Raw genomic sequence first — 15,461 nt, 5'->3', positions numbered from 1 at the left:
CTCATTCCAAGTTCAAAGGTCAGTGAGAAGCCGACAACAGAAACGCCAAAAGTCGATGTTATGCAAGGGAATATCAAGGAACAGGTGGCAAACACTGTTCGTTCTGCTATGAAGCATTATTCATTCTGCTCCTTGGGTGAGCTAAACGCCATACTCTCCCGATATAATCTCGCCGTAGAAGAGGTAAAGACCGAGTATAGGGGTAAACAGTATGATGGACTGGTTTATGTACCTACCGATGACAAAGGAAATAAGGTGAGCACGCCCATTCACGCCTCGGACATTGGCAGAGGTATGGGCTATACTGCCGTTCAGAACAATATGCTGAAATCGAAGCAGATAGTTAAGCCATTAATCCCAACTGTCAGAAGAAAGGTATTAGAAGTAATGCGTACTTCTCCCCAAACGGAGGAAAGACTTCGACAAAGATTGGAGGAACAAGGCTTGCGTGTTATAATCCGCAAGAATGAGGGTGGGCGCATCTATGGTATTACATTCATTGATGATGAAAAAGGCATTGCGCTCAATGGTTCTCGATTGGGTAAAGGATATGCCGCCAATAAGTTTAACGAGTACTTCTCTAACTCAGAGAAAAATCCATTCTTGGATGAATCGCTTTATGGTAAAATTGATACCACCTTACAGCAACAGATGCAGACAATACAGTCGGATGAGCAGGAAAGCGACAATCTTGTCGATGAACTTATTGACGATATGGTGGGAGAATCTTTCTCTTCTTCGGGCAACGATGATTGGAAAGAAGCAGCATGGCAACGAAAGCTCCGCAGACAAAGTAAGATAAAACTTAGACGAAGAAAACATTAAACAAACGAGCATTTCTATCTCCCCTCCTTAGGAGGGGTTGGGGGAGGCTTCCCAAAAACAATACGATTATGGCACAGGAAGATGATTTAAGGGCATTGGGTAAAGTCATGGACTTTATGAGAGGTATATCAGTGATATTTCTCCTCGTTAACTGTTATTGGTTCTGCTACGAGGCATTTCATGTCTGGGGTTTTACACTTGGCATCATTGATAAAATTCTGATGAATTTCCAGCGCACCACGGGATTGTTCTCGTCCATTCTTTGGACAAAACTCTTTTGTGTGATATTTCTTGCACTATCCTGTTTAGGGACGAAAGGCGTGAAAGAAGAGAAAATCACATGGCCAAAGATTTGGACGGTGCTTTTCTCAGGCTTTGTCTTTTTCTTTCTCAATTGGTGGCTACTAGTATTGCCCATTGGTAAGGTTGGTGCAGCTTCGCTCTATATCTTCACGCTCTCCATTGGCTATATCTGCCTGTTAATGGGAGGTGTATGGATGAGCCGACTACTCAAAAACAACCTGATGGACGATGTGTTTAATACAGAGAATGAGAGTTTTATGCAGGAAACCCGATTGATGGAAAATGAATACTCGGTAAACCTTCCTACACGCTTCTACTATAAGAAGAAGTGGAACAAGGGCTGGATTAACGTGGTCAATCCCTTTCGTGCCTCGATGGTGCTCGGTACACCGGGGTCGGGTAAGTCTTACGCTATCGTGAACAATTACATCAAGCAGCAGATAGAGAAAGGCTTTGCCATGTACATCTACGACTATAAGTTTCCCGACCTTTCCGAAATAGCCTACAATCACCTGCTTCATCATTTGGAAGCCTATAAGGTAAAACCCCAGTTCTATGTTATCAACTTTGACGATCCACGCAGAAGCCACCGTTGCAATCCCATCAATCCTGCCTTTATGACGGATATATCAGATGCCTACGAGAGTGCCTATACCATTATGCTTAACCTAAACCGCTCGTGGATACAAAAGCAGGGAGATTTCTTCGTGGAGTCTCCGATTATCTTGCTGGCTGCAATTATCTGGTTTCTGAAGATATATGAGAATGGAAAGTATTGTACCTTTCCCCATGCAATAGAGTTCCTGAACCGTCCCTACGCACAGATATTTCCGATACTCACTTCCTACGATGAACTTGCCAACTATCTTTCTCCCTTTATGGACGCTTGGGAAGGTGGAGCACAGGATCAGTTGCAGGGACAGATAGCCAGTGCCAAGATACCGCTATCTCGTATGATAAGCCCTGCCCTTTATTGGGTGATGACGGGTGATGATTTTTCACTTGATATTAACAATCCCAATGAGCCGAAGGTGCTTGTTGTAGGTAACAATCCTGACCGCCAGAACATCTATTCGGCGGCACTCGGACTTTACAACAGCCGTATTGTGAAGCTCATCAACAAGAAGAAGCAACTCAAATCATCAGTGATTATCGACGAGTTGCCGACTATCTACTTTCGTGGATTGGATAACCTAATAGCTACAGCTCGAAGCAATAAAGTGGCAGTTTGTTTGGGCTTTCAAGATTTTTCTCAGCTTACCCGCGACTATGGGGATAAGGAAAGCAAGGTGATACAGAACACAGTGGGGAATGTGTTTAGTGGGCAAGTAGTAGGCGAAACAGCTAAGACGTTATCAGAGCGTTTCGGTAAAGTACTTCAACAACGGCAGTCGATGACCATCAACCGGAACGACAAATCGACATCTATCTCCACACAAATGGATAGTCTCATCCCTGCAAGTAAAATTTCAAACCTCACACAAGGTATGTTTGTAGGTGCTGTATCCGACAACTTCGATGAGCGTATTGACCAAAAGATTTTTCATGCAGAAATTGTCGTGAATGTTGCCAAGGTATCTGCCGAAACCAAGGATTACGAGCCTATCCCCATCATTGCAGACTTCAAAAACGAAACCGACTCCGACAATCTCCAAGAGACCATCGAAGCCAACTATAGGCATGTTAAGCAAGACGTGCTATCCCTTGTGGACTCTGAAACAATCCGCATCAAAACAGATCCTAATCTTGCCCATCTGATAAAGGTATAATTAGTTCATCTTATTAAAGAATAGGGTATCCTTCTTGCGTATGATATAAAACTTCAACTTGTTAAATATTTACAAAATTATTTAGGAATTATATTAGATGCCTTTAAAGTTGCAAATATTATACTTAAATAAGATTGCTCTTTTGAAAAAACCAAATAGTAACTATCTGCAATAATGTTTTGCCCATCCTCTATTCTTAATATAATAATAAATTTATTATGATATTTTAAAATTGAAACAATGTCTCCTTTTAGAGGTTGGCTATAGTCGATACTACACACGGCAACTTTTTTTTGTTTGCTCACCCATTGGGGTAACTGCTGTTGGGTATATACCGTTATTGTTCTTAAATTATTCTGCTGGGTTTCGTAACATTTATATGGATGTATAACATATTTGGTAACTGTTGTTTTGGACAAATATAAAAACATTGTAAAGGATAGAAATACTATCACAATAGACAATCCCCATCTTATAAGAGGGTTAAATGGTTCACTTAAAAGAGCTTCAAGTTTGGTACTCTTCTTGTCGCTGATGTTTTTTTTACTCATTTTACAAACTTAATTGGTTACGAATTAAGTCATAGTATTTGCCTTGTTTCGAAATAAGAACGGAATGTTTGCCTTGTTCTATTATTCTACCATTTTCCATTACAATAATGTTATCAGCGTTTTGTATGGTACTTAATCTATGTGCTATAATTAGTGCAGTTTTACCATGTAAGAAACTTCTCATTCTTTCCATAATTTCTGATTCATTAGTCGCATCCAACGAATTTGTAGCTTCGTCCATTAATATATAATTAGGGTTTTTGTATAGTGCACGAGCGATTAATATTCGTTGCTTCTGTCCCATACTAAGGCCCAAACCATCTCCTCCGATAATCGTATTGAATCCCATAGGTAATGCTTTCACATATCCCAATATATTTGCAGTATGGGCACATTCAATTAATCTTTCTTGATTTATACAATTAACGCCTGGTGCAATGTTTGCTGCAATTGTGTCTGAAAAAATATAACCTTCTTGCATTACAACACCACAGTTTTTTCTCCATTCTCTTATATCATATTTACTTAAACTCTGATTACCAATGAAGATATCACCTTTTTCTGGAGTGTAAAATCCTAATAACAATTTTAATAATGTCGTTTTTCCACTTCCACTTAAACCAACGATAGCAGTCGTTCTTCCTTTGGGAATTTGTAAAGAAATATCTTCTATAGTGTACTTTGTTGAAAGTTTGTCATATCGAAAATACACATTATGTATTGTAACGGAGTCATTCGGAATATTCGTTATTAATCTTGAAGTATTATGGACTTCTTCTTCTATTTCATAAACATCATTAATTCTTTCTAGACTGAGTTTCGCATCTTGATATTTTCGTACAAATTGAATTAATTGCTCTATTGGGCTGTTAAGTTGCCCGATTATATACTGTATTGACATCATCATTCCTAATGTCATTTGTCCTTTTATTGTTAGAGAAGCTATCAGTGCCGTAATCAATGCATTCTTTAATTGCAGAAGTAAAATTGCTCCCGATTGTTGATATTGTAACAATGATAAACCACGGACTGCAATTGAATATATTTTTGCTTGAACATCTTCCCATTCCCATCTTTTTTGATTCTCGCATCCACATAACTTAATCTCTTGCATCCCCATAACCAACTGAATGATATTGCTTTGGCTGGAAGAAGTCTGTGCAAACATTTTCTTGTCAAGTATCGCACGTTTATTCATAAATAATAATATCCATCCAATATGTAACAGACTGCCAATAGTAAAAATAAGAAATATCCAGAAGTTATAAATTAACACAATGACACTTAGTATAATAATATTTAGAAGAGAAAATAATATCGAAAGACTTGTTTCAGTAACGAACTCTTTGATTCTTGAATTATCACCAATTCTTTGGAGAACGTCACCAATCATTTTTGAATCAAAAAAACTCATAGGAAGTTTCGTGAGTTTGATGATAAAATCAGAAATGATCGTTATATTAATCCTCATGCCAATGTGAAGTAAAACCCAGTTCCTAATGAATCCTATTACAGAATTGCCAAGAATTAAAAGTATTTGTGCAATCAAAACAGTCCAAATAAATCCAAGATTTCTATTCCCTATTCCATAGTCAACAAGAGCTTGTGTGAAAAACGGAAAAATCAGTAGGAGAAGTGAGCCGAAAAAAAGTCCCACTAAGACTTGAAATATTGCACCATAATATGGCTTAGTATATTGAAAAAACCAACGAATTCCTCGAGATTGATCTCCGCTGTTGGATTCAAAGAATTTTGGATTTGGTTTCATGCAGATAACCACGCCAAGATCATCTTTGTTCAGCCAACAATTCACAAACTCTTTTTCTGAATATTTAAAACGGGAACCTATGGGATCCGATACAAAATAATACTTTCTTCCAAGTATTTTCTTTACTTTATATAGTACAACATAATGTTCATTATTCCAATGTAGTATGCATGGCAATGGAACAGATGTGTCAATCTGATCGAATTTTATTTTAGCACATATGGTATCAAAACCGATTAACTTAGCGGCTCTGTCTATACCTAAAATCGAAACACCACGATTGGTGAAGCAACAAAGTTCCCGAAGATATACTAAAGATATATCTTTTCCGTAATATAATGCTATCATACGTAGACATGAAGGACCACAGTCCATGCTATCATATTGAGTGCAATTTGGAAATCTAAGCATTATTTAAATTGTAGCAATTAGGAAGTTCTTACCATCAAATCCAATGAGGTGTTCTCCATCCTCACTAACAGCTATCGCTGTTATCTTACGAGAGGTTCTTAAGGTCTTGTATATTTCACCATCCCAATTTAAAATTATGATTTCTGCTCGAAATGTATGCTGCTTGTATTTTTGCAATGCACGTTGTGTACTAAGTCCCCAATAAAGACAATATACATATTTTTCATTGGAAGTAATATATTTAAAATGAATAGGGTTTGATTCCCAGATATCGCCTTCACTAATAGTCTTAGGATTAAAAGTATTCAAACCTTTCTTGAATAGATTGGTAGTGCCATTGCTGAAATTAAAGAATTCTATAGCAGGAAATAGCTGGTATGCAAACGCACCCTTTTGTTCTGATGGACAATAGGTGAACATACCATGATTTACAAACCATGATGGATATCTTTTGTCATATATAATTTTACTAAGTTCTTCTATTTTCTGCTTATTTCCTTGGGTGGTTGAACTAAAAATAGCTTGGTGACCATTCTTTTTTTGTCGTCCAATGAAAATATATTTATCGTTAGATAGGATGAAAGGGTATTTTACTTCAAGCACCAACTCGTATGGGCACTCTGATTTAGAGGAGATTATTGCTTTACCGTTTCTACGTACAGTGTCTTTTTTTATCTCGTAGATATAAGGATTATCACGCTCTGTTACAAACATATTTCCATTTTCATCCCAAAATGTTATTGGAACACTAAACACATGCGTACCATTTTTACGCTTGTAATACTCTTTTGTAAAGCGGATCGTTTGAGTATCCCAGTTTATACTATAACTTTTTAATAACTGATCGCCATATCCTCCAGGGAATTCGTAGGTTATATACAATTCATTATGCAAGAGTTTTATCTCTTGAATGTTTTTTATATGAAGAAGAGAATCTACCTTGAGTAATGACCACGTAATTGTTTGAGAAACTGTTGTCACTTTCCCACTTGCCTTTGTACAAAACAGCATAACGATAAATACAAAACTGTATAATCGTATCTTTTTATAGATTAACCACATATTTGAGTATTATTTGATAAAATTTCATAATAAGAAATGGGAGGGCAAATGTACCGTAATGGGCAATCTTTGCAGTTTGTCATATCTCTGGTTAATCTCCAAGAATGATTCTGCTTGAGTTCATTTACAACAATGTCCGTCCATGAAAAATCAGCAGATGTTACATTACCAATTATATGTTGAGACCCATAAGCACGTATGTTGCATTGGGAGTCAACATCAACAATCCCGAAGAAATGAGAATTAAGTTTTTGATTTCTAAAAACATCATTAAAACACACTTTCTGTTCAAAGACACCTTCTTCCTTTTCTCGTCTTATCCGTATATTGTTAGCTTCCTTATTACTATCTCCAATGTATACAGGTAAGATATTGGCATTGTCTTTGTTTGCATCTTCTCCATAATTCAAATACAGTATTCGATTTAATAAATGTTTAACTTCCGGCTTGACTTCTGTTGAGAATTTGTCAACATAGGCAACAAGTTCTATTTTTATTGATTGAATCAATTTCAATAAGGATAAAGCAAAACCAAAGTCATCAATAAAGAAATGGATTCTATATTTATAATTATATTTTGATAGGATATAAAGAAAATCTTCTTTACTATATACTGAAAAATAGTCAGAGCTACAGACTATATCGACAACTGATACACAAGTATATTTTAAGGAATTAAGAATATGCGATAGAATCTCTGGAGATATTCTATCTATGCGCTGACTATAAGTTGGACATGGATATTGTTTTGAGGCTGCCACTCGAAATTTTGAACATTTCGTATCACATATATTATTTATTTTGGATATACGAATGTATATTCCTGAAATAAAATTTTGCTTTGAACCTATTATTGCTAATCGGTCGTCAATACTACCTTCGCCAATTTTACTAATATCTTTCTGAAGGTTCAAGATTGGTAATAATACTATCGGTTTTTGTATAGTATTTATAGGAATAAACACTTTGTTTTTTAATGCCCATTCAACATCAACAGAACACTTAGAATACAATTGATTAGATTCAATAACTCCAAGATTTTCAGGGGAGTAGAAATTCTTAACAACCTCAATAAAACTACTATTAGAAGAGATCTTGTACGCACCACTCTTTGTATGATACAAAAGAATCTTATTATCTTTTATTATATCAACATACACGTTTGTTGACATAGCAACCCATTTGAAATTTTTCAATGTATAAATCATATAATCACTTCATAATTGTTCATAATGTATGAATAAGCTTCGGGATAGTTATGCAGAAATTGTCCAATTTCATTCTTCATATTCTTAGCATCTTTAGAGGACATAAAATAGGAACACATAGAGTGTGGTGACTCAAGTTGGCCGTTTGAGAACATGCAACTTAAGCACCCTTCGTTGTTGGCACATTTTTGACATACAGGTCTAACTCTGTTATAATATTTATTGTACCTTTCTGCTATTGCTTTAAAATCTATCGAAACAGCATTTTCATAAACAGTTCCTAAGGCATAGGTATAACTTATTCTTTCGCATGGCATAATTTGCCCAGAAACGGTTATAAAAACTTTCTTAACAAAAGGAAAGCATGTACCAGTAGGCAACTCTTTTCTACGATTTTGATTATTAAACAAGAGTTCATTATAATCCATGTAAACATATGGTGAGTGCATTAATATGTATCTTGCAGCTCGTTCAAAATACGGATGGGTAAGAAAATCATAAGAATTCTTGTTCTGAACTTTAGTTATAGCTGTACCTGACCATTTCTTTCGATGAATAGACTCAAAAAGATATTTTTCTTTAGGATTGACACCTTCGGGATTAATTTCGGAAATAGTAGGTTTCTTTCCATACCGTTGCTCAATGAAGTCAATAATTTCTTCAACTGTGGTTTTTGTGCTCAAAACAGAATTAAATTCCACGTTTGTGTCGAAATATTTAGGATATTTATGTGCAACATAATCAATTTCCGAAATTATCTTATTAAAAGCAGGCGTTCCATTGTGAAATATGCGTAAAGAAGAACCTTTGTCATCCCCATCAAGACTAATCAACAATTTAAATCCCTTTTCAACTAAATAATCTATGTATTTAGACAATAATATTGCATTAGTTGTCATTGAGTAGATAAATTTTTTCTTATACCCACAAAGATTGCTTTCTATGTAAGCAATTATCCGCTTTATGAATTCGATGTTAAGCAACGGTTCTCCTCCATAAAAACTGATAGTGATATAGCTATCGCCTTGAGTATCATTTCCCAAGACCCATAAATTCTTAAGATATTCCAAAAAACGTATAGCCTTAGCTATTGGAAGATCTCTATTTTTTCTTTCGCCTCTATTGGCATATAGTTTTCCATATCCACAATATATGCATGACAAATTACACCGTTCCGTTATTTCAAAGGTAATTTGCGGTGTATTCGCCAAATACTCTAAAATATTGTCTGCTGACAACTCTACCATTTTATTTTAATTCTATGGGTTGATATACTTCCTGTTGGTTATTTTGTGATGGAGCACCAAAACTCCCATCACTGCGCCTTACCATCATTTTTGTTCCAACGGACTGTAAAAATGACATCGGTGAAGACATCATCTTATCAATTGTGCGTTTTGCTGACCTTTCTGTACAATTTTGCTCCTTGTCGTATTTATATTTATAAATAGGCGAATGAACCTTATTCATCTTATATAACTCCCAAATGAACAAGCCACTCTCCTCTTCAATTTTTATAATTAACCCCGGCAGACCCCAAAATTTGAATGGTCCATAGGAAATAGGGTAATCCAATGCATACCATGCAGTGTAGTTTCTTCCTGCATAATTAATTTGTGCTTTATTACACAAATAGTTAGATAAACGTATTGTATCATCGGGTATAAACTGCCATTCGGGTGTTATCCATTGAGAATCATAGCAAAGTACACCTGCATTTAACATCAGGCGGTATTTCTCTTTTCGCAAATGATTTTCCACATCACTATATAATTCACAAGGATATGTTTGTGTGGGAATATTTTGTGTTTGCAGACCTTTTTTAGTACGCTCTGTTGCAAGTGAGTCATAATGGAATACAATTTGACTAAAGTCCTTTACAATATGATTCCCAATCTGTATTTTTCTTATGTCCTCAGTAAAATCTTTTTGTCCTGCAAGATTCTTAAATTTAAATGAATATAGGAGTTCTATATATGCAGTATCTACACAAAGTTTCTTATCCAATATTTGTGGCGCAGGTGGAAACTGTGCATAGACAAACTTGGATATAAGGCAAATTATTATTAATAACAATACTTTTTTCATTTTACTTTTTGTTAAGGGTTCGGCAATCCATAAGGGTTGCCGAACCCAAAGAGATGATAATTTGTTTATTAATCACAAATCTCAAAATCAGGCTCTGCTGCAACTGCATGGGAAGGAGTTACTACAACCTCGTCTAAAAAGTATGTCATTTCCGACATACTTGCCCCCTTCGAGTTGAGATTGCCTGCGTGATTTGCAGAACCATTGTCCATCGTAGAATTGCTTCTGCATGCGCATCCACAGACATTGCCACCAGAAAGAGATTTCATCTCTCTCTCGTTCATAGCACTTTGTGCTAGATCTTGGAATTTTGTCAAATCCATTGTTTAAGAATTTAGAATGTTAATAATTTATGAAACATGTACACCGAAGTGTATCTTTACAATAATCTATATCTTACACGAAACAAGAAAATGCGTGGACGAATGTAGTAGACTGTCGTATTTTCACGCAAATCAGACGATGTTGAGTTTACATACACTTTACGGTTGAAGATGTTGTCTAATGCTAATGAAAAATACCAACGTTTTATGGAGTAATTTATATCTACAGTGCCAAGAAAGAAAGATTTATCTTTATTGTTCATATTGTTGTAGTAGTGAACGGCTTTCATCCTGAGATTTATACCTTCGGGCAGATAAAAATCCATAGTAAAATTACTTTTTAAGGTTTTAATGGTTGGTGTAGACTGTCCAAACTGCATTTTTGACTTGGAAATGTAAAGTCCGCCTGAATAAGTTGCCGACATCCAATTAAATGGACTACTATTAAAAGAGAGATTCGTGGAATAAGAGTTTCCGAAATATCTCAAAATCTGTTCTTGTAGAAGCAACGGACTTTCAAAATGTGTATATTTCGCATCAACACTTATTTTTGTTTTTTTCCAGTCGAATCCCTTACTGCTTCGCAAAATGACAGAATATGAGTTTGATACTTCATCTGTCGGCCTACTTATTATTTTTTCTGCCACACCATCATAGTTTGTTCCATACAATACTTCCGGATGATAGTTGGCCCATATCAAATCAACTCCTGCAAACCACATAGAAATAATATTCTTGTAGTTATATGTAATGTTTGTTCTATTAATTTGTGCATGAAATAGTTCATTGCTTTCATAAATTGAGAGCTGTCGATAATTAGTCAAAATATAATTTCCATAAAGTGTCTCAATAGAAGGATTGGAATAACCACAACCAACTCCGAACATCAGTTCATGAAAACCATTGATTCTATACTTAATAGAAAGACTTGGTTCTGCCACCATTTTTTGTTTACTAGACAACAGACCAACTAGATGATCTCTTAAACTATATAAACGATAAACTCCTGACAGTAAAAAATTAAAATAGGTTTTTCCCAATTTATAATTTGCAGTAAATCCAATGCCAATGTTTGTTGTATTTAATGAAATATCGTTTTGATATTGCTGCAGTGAACTGCTTAATTTGTCAGCGGAAAATTTAAATAGGGTGAATGGGTGGACTGTCAAACGTCCCAAAACTAAAGCTGATAATAAATCTATTTTGTTTTCGGTAGAAATATTCGAGCGGTTAACATGCTGGAACATGTTATCATCAGACAATATCTCTGGAAATAAATTCGATGAAACGGACAACTGATGTGGTCTTTTCTCATAGTTCACTTTCGAGAAAAAATCTATCCCGTGATTATTACTTGTACGATAGGTAAAGTGAAGTGTGTTTTGTAACAAACAGTTATTCATTTTACTCTGTTGATTAACTTGATTTCCTATTATAGCATTGCTATAACCATGTGTTGAAATCAATTCTGTTTTTAACTGTTCTTTTATATAGTAATTACTATTGTTAAGCATGTAAGTTGCTGTACCATAACCAATACGTTTGTTCAATAATCCATTAATACTCTCATTTACAATGTTTCGTTCTCCAGTGGGTAAATAGGCGGTTGAAGTTGACTGAAGATTTCTCTTATCTTTATCTTTCAAAAAAGCAACATTCAATCCCAATTCGCCATTTGAACCAATTCGAATTACTTGATTAAAAGTAGCCGTATGTGATAGATTAAAATAATAATAACGTTTTCCAATAACGGGAGTACCGGGCATTGTCATTTCTGTTAAAGTTGCTGTTTTATACTTTGTGCCACCTTCGTCAAATGACCTTAATTCCATTCCCAAATCATTTCCAGTATTATTCCCCTTATAGGTGGCCAGCAGTTGGCTGTTGCGCTTAAAATAAGTTGCGATCAACTCATTGTTCCATAGTGCTTTTTTATCCAATCCTGCACCTAACGTAGCGATTAGGTTGAAAATTCCTTTTACCCCACTTTTGAGTTTTAAGTTGATGGAAGCTCGTTCTTCAGGTTTTAAGTCTTTCAGTGCCTTAATATCTTGGTGATTTTCTAGCACTTGTACTGTACTAATGCTATTAGGGTCTATATTGTTGGTTGCAATTCCATATCTACCTTTCATCAAATCCAATCCCTCTATATAGAAGTTCTTGATAGGCATTCCTTTATAAGAGATTTGACCGATATTAGAAACAGTTATGCCAGGTAGCCGTTGAAGAACTTGTCCAATTGACAAATCATTTGCATGTTGGAATGCAGCAACACGATAATTGATAGTGTCTCCATTTGCATATATTTTCGGAGACTTTACTACAACATCTTCCAGTTGAGTAACACGTTCTTGAACAATCACATCTATTTTTTGCGATGTATTCTTGCACGAAATTGTTACAGGTTCAATGTTAATATGTGTAACATGCAATGCTATACTATCATCTGGTACAGATAGTGCAATTTGAAATTCGCCTTTTGAGTTAGATTGTCCAGAAGCAAGAATGCGATTTTTTTGTTTGACTTTGGAGAAAAAAATAGTGGAATGTGGCACGAATTCACCTGATTCCGTTTTAACTACTCCTGTTATTAAAGTAGTCTTTGTTTGTCCTTGTACTTCAAAACATGAGCAGAGAAGAAACAGCAGTATATATAATGTTGTAAACTTCATAATATTATCTTTAAAGGGGATATATTTCATAACTCAAAATTTATCTGATTGATGATATTCTTTTAACTATCATGCTGCAAATATACAAATACATATTGTATAAAACAAGTAAAAGCAGTTTTTTTTTTTTCAAAATTTGTATTTTCTTAGTGTTTTCGCTATATTTGTGGCATTATTTACTATATATACATTGTTTATATGAATAAAAATATTATTTCATTAAAGGATTTCGAGATTACTCCAAACGAGAATGTTATCGAGCGTAGCCAAAATTTCCAAAGTTACATTGACCAAATGGAGCAGTTCGGCTGCAAAAGTTATTGGGTCATGGCAAGAACAGGAGTTGGAGCCAAGATGCAAATTGAGGGCTATGACGGTGAGGTTTCCGCATACATTTCCAATGATTACCTTGGTATGTCGCAAAGACCAGAAACTAAAGAGGCTGGCATAAATGCCGTTTTAAAATATGGCACGGGGGCAAGTGCCGCCCAAGCTATTGGGGGTTATTTGGATATTCATAAGCAATTGGAGGAAGGTATAGCAAAGTTTGTAGGACAGGAAGATGCCATTCTATTCTCATCAGGTTTTGGTGCCAACGCAGGTCTGCTTCGTGCTATATTGGGAAAAAATGACATAGCCTATATTGATTCCTACATCCATACCAGTGCCACGAGTGGTTTAATTGGAACCAATGTAAAACATATAGGACACAATGAGATTGACTATCTTGACATGATCCTTGAGCGAGAAATAGGAAAATATCAAACTCGATTAGTCATCATTGATGGTGTCTATTCTCAAAATGGAGATTTATCAAAACTTCCAGAGTATATTGCAGTCTGCAAGAAACACAATTGTCTTCTTATGATGGATGATGCTCACGGCATTGGTGTTATGGGAGAAAACGGCAGAGGAACAGCCGACTATTATAATTGCTTGGGACAAGTAGATATTATTACAGGAACTTTCAGTAAGTCTTTCGGATGTGTCGGTGGTTTTGTTGCCGCGTCAGAAAAACTGATTCAGTATCTGAGATATTATGCTGACAGTAATGTCTTTTCCGCAGCAATGACTCCACAGGTTACAGCATCTTCACTGAAGGCACTGGAACTTATACAGACACGTCCTGAAATTCGCAAGAAATTGTGGACCAATGTCAATTATCTGCGCAAACGACTGACAGAGGAAGGCTTTGATATAGGCTGCTCTGTATCTGCCATATTCCCTATCATGGTCAGGGACAATAGAAAAGTATATGAAATAGCACGTGAATTACAAAAAAGATGTATCTTTGTAAGCGGTATCACATATCCTGCGGTAAGAACCAAAGAAGCACGGCTTAGAGTTAGTGTATTGGCTTCTCACGAGATAGAACAGTTAGAGCAATTAGTGACTGCTCTTTTGGAAATCAGAAAATCAATTCCTTTTTAGATGGCAGAAGAAGAAAATAAACCCAAAAGATACAGAAGGACAAACGTCGATATACAGGCAGACATTATCAAGGCAGCAGAAAGTCTGATTAAGAAAAAAGGCTTTGCATCAATGCTGGTGACAGAGCTTATCAAGAAAGCCAGAATAGAGCCGCTTGTGTTCTATAACAGATATGACAATCTTAGCAAATTTTATGATGAATTCGTTAAGAGGTATGACTATTGGTTTAAGGATGTGCTCACTGGTGTTCAATTTCCTACAGATTCAGAATTGGGCTATATCAGTATTTTCAAGGATGTACAGAAAGCACTTCAAGATAAATCAGTGATGTTGGAACTGTTACGCTGGGAGATTGCTGAAGGAAATGAGACCACAGTCCGTACGGCCATGCTCAGAGAAATGCACACTTTACCTCTTGTCAATATCTATGAAGAGAAATTCAAGGACACTGGTATAGATATATCCGCCATATCATCCCTGATAATCGGTGGCATTTATTACCTTAACCTTCACAGAGAGCGTTCCAAATTCTCAGACATAGACTTGAATACGGAACAAGGTAGAAAACGTATAGAAAATGCCTTAGAGGAACTTGGACACATGATATTCCACTACCATGAAGTTAATAATTATAAAAAAATAGTTGCTGAAAGAATGAAAGAAAATGGCATCAGTGATGAAATCATAAAAAAGTGTTTGGATTAAACGATACAGTTCAAAGAGATTCCCCACTTATCCAGCGTGATAATTGGGGAATTTTCTTATTATAGAAACTATATTCCCTTAATTCCGCAGTATTTTTTCTTGTGAGAAAATTTTATATGTTGAGGTGTCTTTTGGGGACTCTATATGTTGATGTGAGGTGCTTTGGTGTTTCTTGGGTCTTTTCTAAGCATAAAATCCCCCACCCAAACCAATGGGGAATATTAAAACCACAAAGAAGTGATGTTTATTCAATGAAGACCTCAAAGTAGTAGGTTTTATTTGTATACAGGTTCAGAACGTGCTGCCTTCCCGTTCTCACCCATTTTGCTGGCACGCTGACAAAAT

Annotated in this window: 11 protein-coding genes and 1 pseudogene; 4 read left to right on the top strand and 8 right to left on the bottom strand. The window is 35.7% G+C overall.

Annotated features, from left to right (window positions below; all coding sequences use genetic code 11):
- Positions 1 to 825, top strand: a pseudogene (locus F596_RS0109290) (relaxase); the annotation flags it as partial.
- A gap of 68 nt (positions 826 to 893) precedes the next feature.
- Positions 894 to 2,897, top strand: coding sequence for a conjugal transfer protein MobC (gene mobC, locus F596_RS0109285; protein ID WP_019036735.1), 2,004 nt, complete (start codon positions 894 to 896; stop codon positions 2,895 to 2,897).
- Between the two features lie 77 nt (positions 2,898 to 2,974).
- Here the strand turns inward: mobC and F596_RS0109280 are convergent, their stop codons facing one another.
- From F596_RS0109280 to F596_RS0109245, 8 genes are all read right to left on the bottom strand, one after another.
- Complete coding sequence (locus F596_RS0109280) at positions 2,975 to 3,448, bottom strand: hypothetical protein (protein ID WP_008448466.1); 474 nt, start codon at positions 3,446 to 3,448, stop codon at positions 2,975 to 2,977.
- A 1-nt stretch (position 3,449) separates the two neighbouring features.
- Positions 3,450 to 5,627 carry a peptidase domain-containing ABC transporter gene (locus F596_RS0109275; protein ID WP_008448450.1) on the bottom strand — a complete coding sequence of 726 codons (2,178 nt, stop codon included), beginning with the start codon at positions 5,625 to 5,627 and terminating at the stop codon, positions 3,450 to 3,452.
- A 3-nt stretch (positions 5,628 to 5,630) separates the two neighbouring features.
- Positions 5,631 to 6,638: a TolB-like 6-bladed beta-propeller domain-containing protein gene (locus F596_RS0109270; protein ID WP_248621427.1), complete on the bottom strand. Its 1,008-nt coding sequence runs from the start codon at positions 6,636 to 6,638 to the stop codon at positions 5,631 to 5,633.
- 41 nt (positions 6,639 to 6,679) lie between these two features.
- Positions 6,680 to 7,897, bottom strand: coding sequence for a hypothetical protein (locus F596_RS0109265; RefSeq protein ID WP_008448464.1), 1,218 nt, complete (start codon positions 7,895 to 7,897; stop codon positions 6,680 to 6,682).
- Entirely contained in the window at positions 7,894 to 9,144 is a 1,251-nt protein-coding gene (locus F596_RS0109260) for a radical SAM peptide maturase (RefSeq protein ID WP_008448457.1), read from the bottom strand. Before F596_RS0109260 ends, F596_RS0109265 begins: the two co-directional genes overlap by 4 nt.
- A 1-nt stretch (position 9,145) precedes the next feature.
- Positions 9,146 to 9,985, bottom strand: coding sequence for a GLPGLI family protein (locus F596_RS0109255; protein WP_008448438.1), 840 nt, complete (start codon positions 9,983 to 9,985; stop codon positions 9,146 to 9,148).
- Positions 9,986 to 10,053: 68 nt separating this feature from the next.
- Entirely contained in the window at positions 10,054 to 10,308 is a 255-nt protein-coding gene (locus F596_RS0109250) for a TIGR04149 family rSAM-modified RiPP (RefSeq protein ID WP_019036733.1), read from the bottom strand.
- Between the two features lie 56 nt (positions 10,309 to 10,364).
- Positions 10,365 to 12,980 carry a TonB-dependent receptor gene (locus F596_RS0109245; protein ID WP_008448443.1) on the bottom strand — a complete coding sequence of 872 codons (2,616 nt, stop codon included), beginning with the start codon at positions 12,978 to 12,980 and terminating at the stop codon, positions 10,365 to 10,367.
- Between the two features lie 198 nt (positions 12,981 to 13,178).
- Here F596_RS0109245 and F596_RS0109240 point away from each other — a divergent pair, with 198 nt between their 5' ends.
- The gene (locus F596_RS0109240) at positions 13,179 to 14,411 is read left to right on the top strand and encodes an aminotransferase class I/II-fold pyridoxal phosphate-dependent enzyme (protein ID WP_008448476.1); all 1,233 of its coding nucleotides are present in this window, start codon (positions 13,179 to 13,181) and stop codon (positions 14,409 to 14,411) included.
- Positions 14,412 to 15,116, top strand: coding sequence for a TetR/AcrR family transcriptional regulator (locus F596_RS0109235; RefSeq protein WP_008448472.1), 705 nt, complete (start codon positions 14,412 to 14,414; stop codon positions 15,114 to 15,116).
- Positions 15,117 to 15,461 lie beyond the last annotated feature (345 nt).

The sequence above is a fragment of the Prevotella amnii DSM 23384 = JCM 14753 genome (assembly GCF_000378745.1).
GTDB lineage: Bacteria > Bacteroidota > Bacteroidia > Bacteroidales > Bacteroidaceae > Prevotella > Prevotella amnii.
The sequence above is the reverse complement of the archived record's forward strand: the minus strand, read 5'-3'. Positions and strand labels throughout refer to the sequence as shown.

What these genes read in the sequence shown, in the direction of transcription:
- mobC (WP_019036735.1), top strand. Translation starts at nt 894, where the DNA reads ATGGCACAGGAAGATGATTTAAGGGCATTGGGTAAAGTCATGGACTTT.
- F596_RS0109280 (WP_008448466.1), bottom strand. Translation starts at nt 3,448, where the DNA reads ATGAGTAAAAAAAACATCAGCGACAAGAAGAGTACCAAACTTGAAGCT.
- F596_RS0109275 (WP_008448450.1), bottom strand. Translation starts at nt 5,627, where the DNA reads ATGCTTAGATTTCCAAATTGCACTCAATATGATAGCATGGACTGTGGT.
- F596_RS0109270 (WP_248621427.1), bottom strand. Translation starts at nt 6,638, where the DNA reads ATGCTGTTTTGTACAAAGGCAAGTGGGAAAGTGACAACAGTTTCTCAA.
- F596_RS0109265 (WP_008448464.1), bottom strand. Translation starts at nt 7,897, where the DNA reads ATGATTTATACATTGAAAAATTTCAAATGGGTTGCTATGTCAACAAAC.
- F596_RS0109260 (WP_008448457.1), bottom strand. Translation starts at nt 9,144, where the DNA reads ATGGTAGAGTTGTCAGCAGACAATATTTTAGAGTATTTGGCGAATACA.
- F596_RS0109255 (WP_008448438.1), bottom strand. Translation starts at nt 9,985, where the DNA reads ATGAAAAAAGTATTGTTATTAATAATAATTTGCCTTATATCCAAGTTT.
- F596_RS0109250 (WP_019036733.1), bottom strand. Translation starts at nt 10,308, where the DNA reads ATGGATTTGACAAAATTCCAAGATCTAGCACAAAGTGCTATGAACGAG.
- F596_RS0109245 (WP_008448443.1), bottom strand. Translation starts at nt 12,980, where the DNA reads ATGAAGTTTACAACATTATATATACTGCTGTTTCTTCTCTGCTCATGT.
- F596_RS0109240 (WP_008448476.1), top strand. Translation starts at nt 13,179, where the DNA reads ATGAATAAAAATATTATTTCATTAAAGGATTTCGAGATTACTCCAAAC.
- F596_RS0109235 (WP_008448472.1), top strand. Translation starts at nt 14,412, where the DNA reads ATGGCAGAAGAAGAAAATAAACCCAAAAGATACAGAAGGACAAACGTC.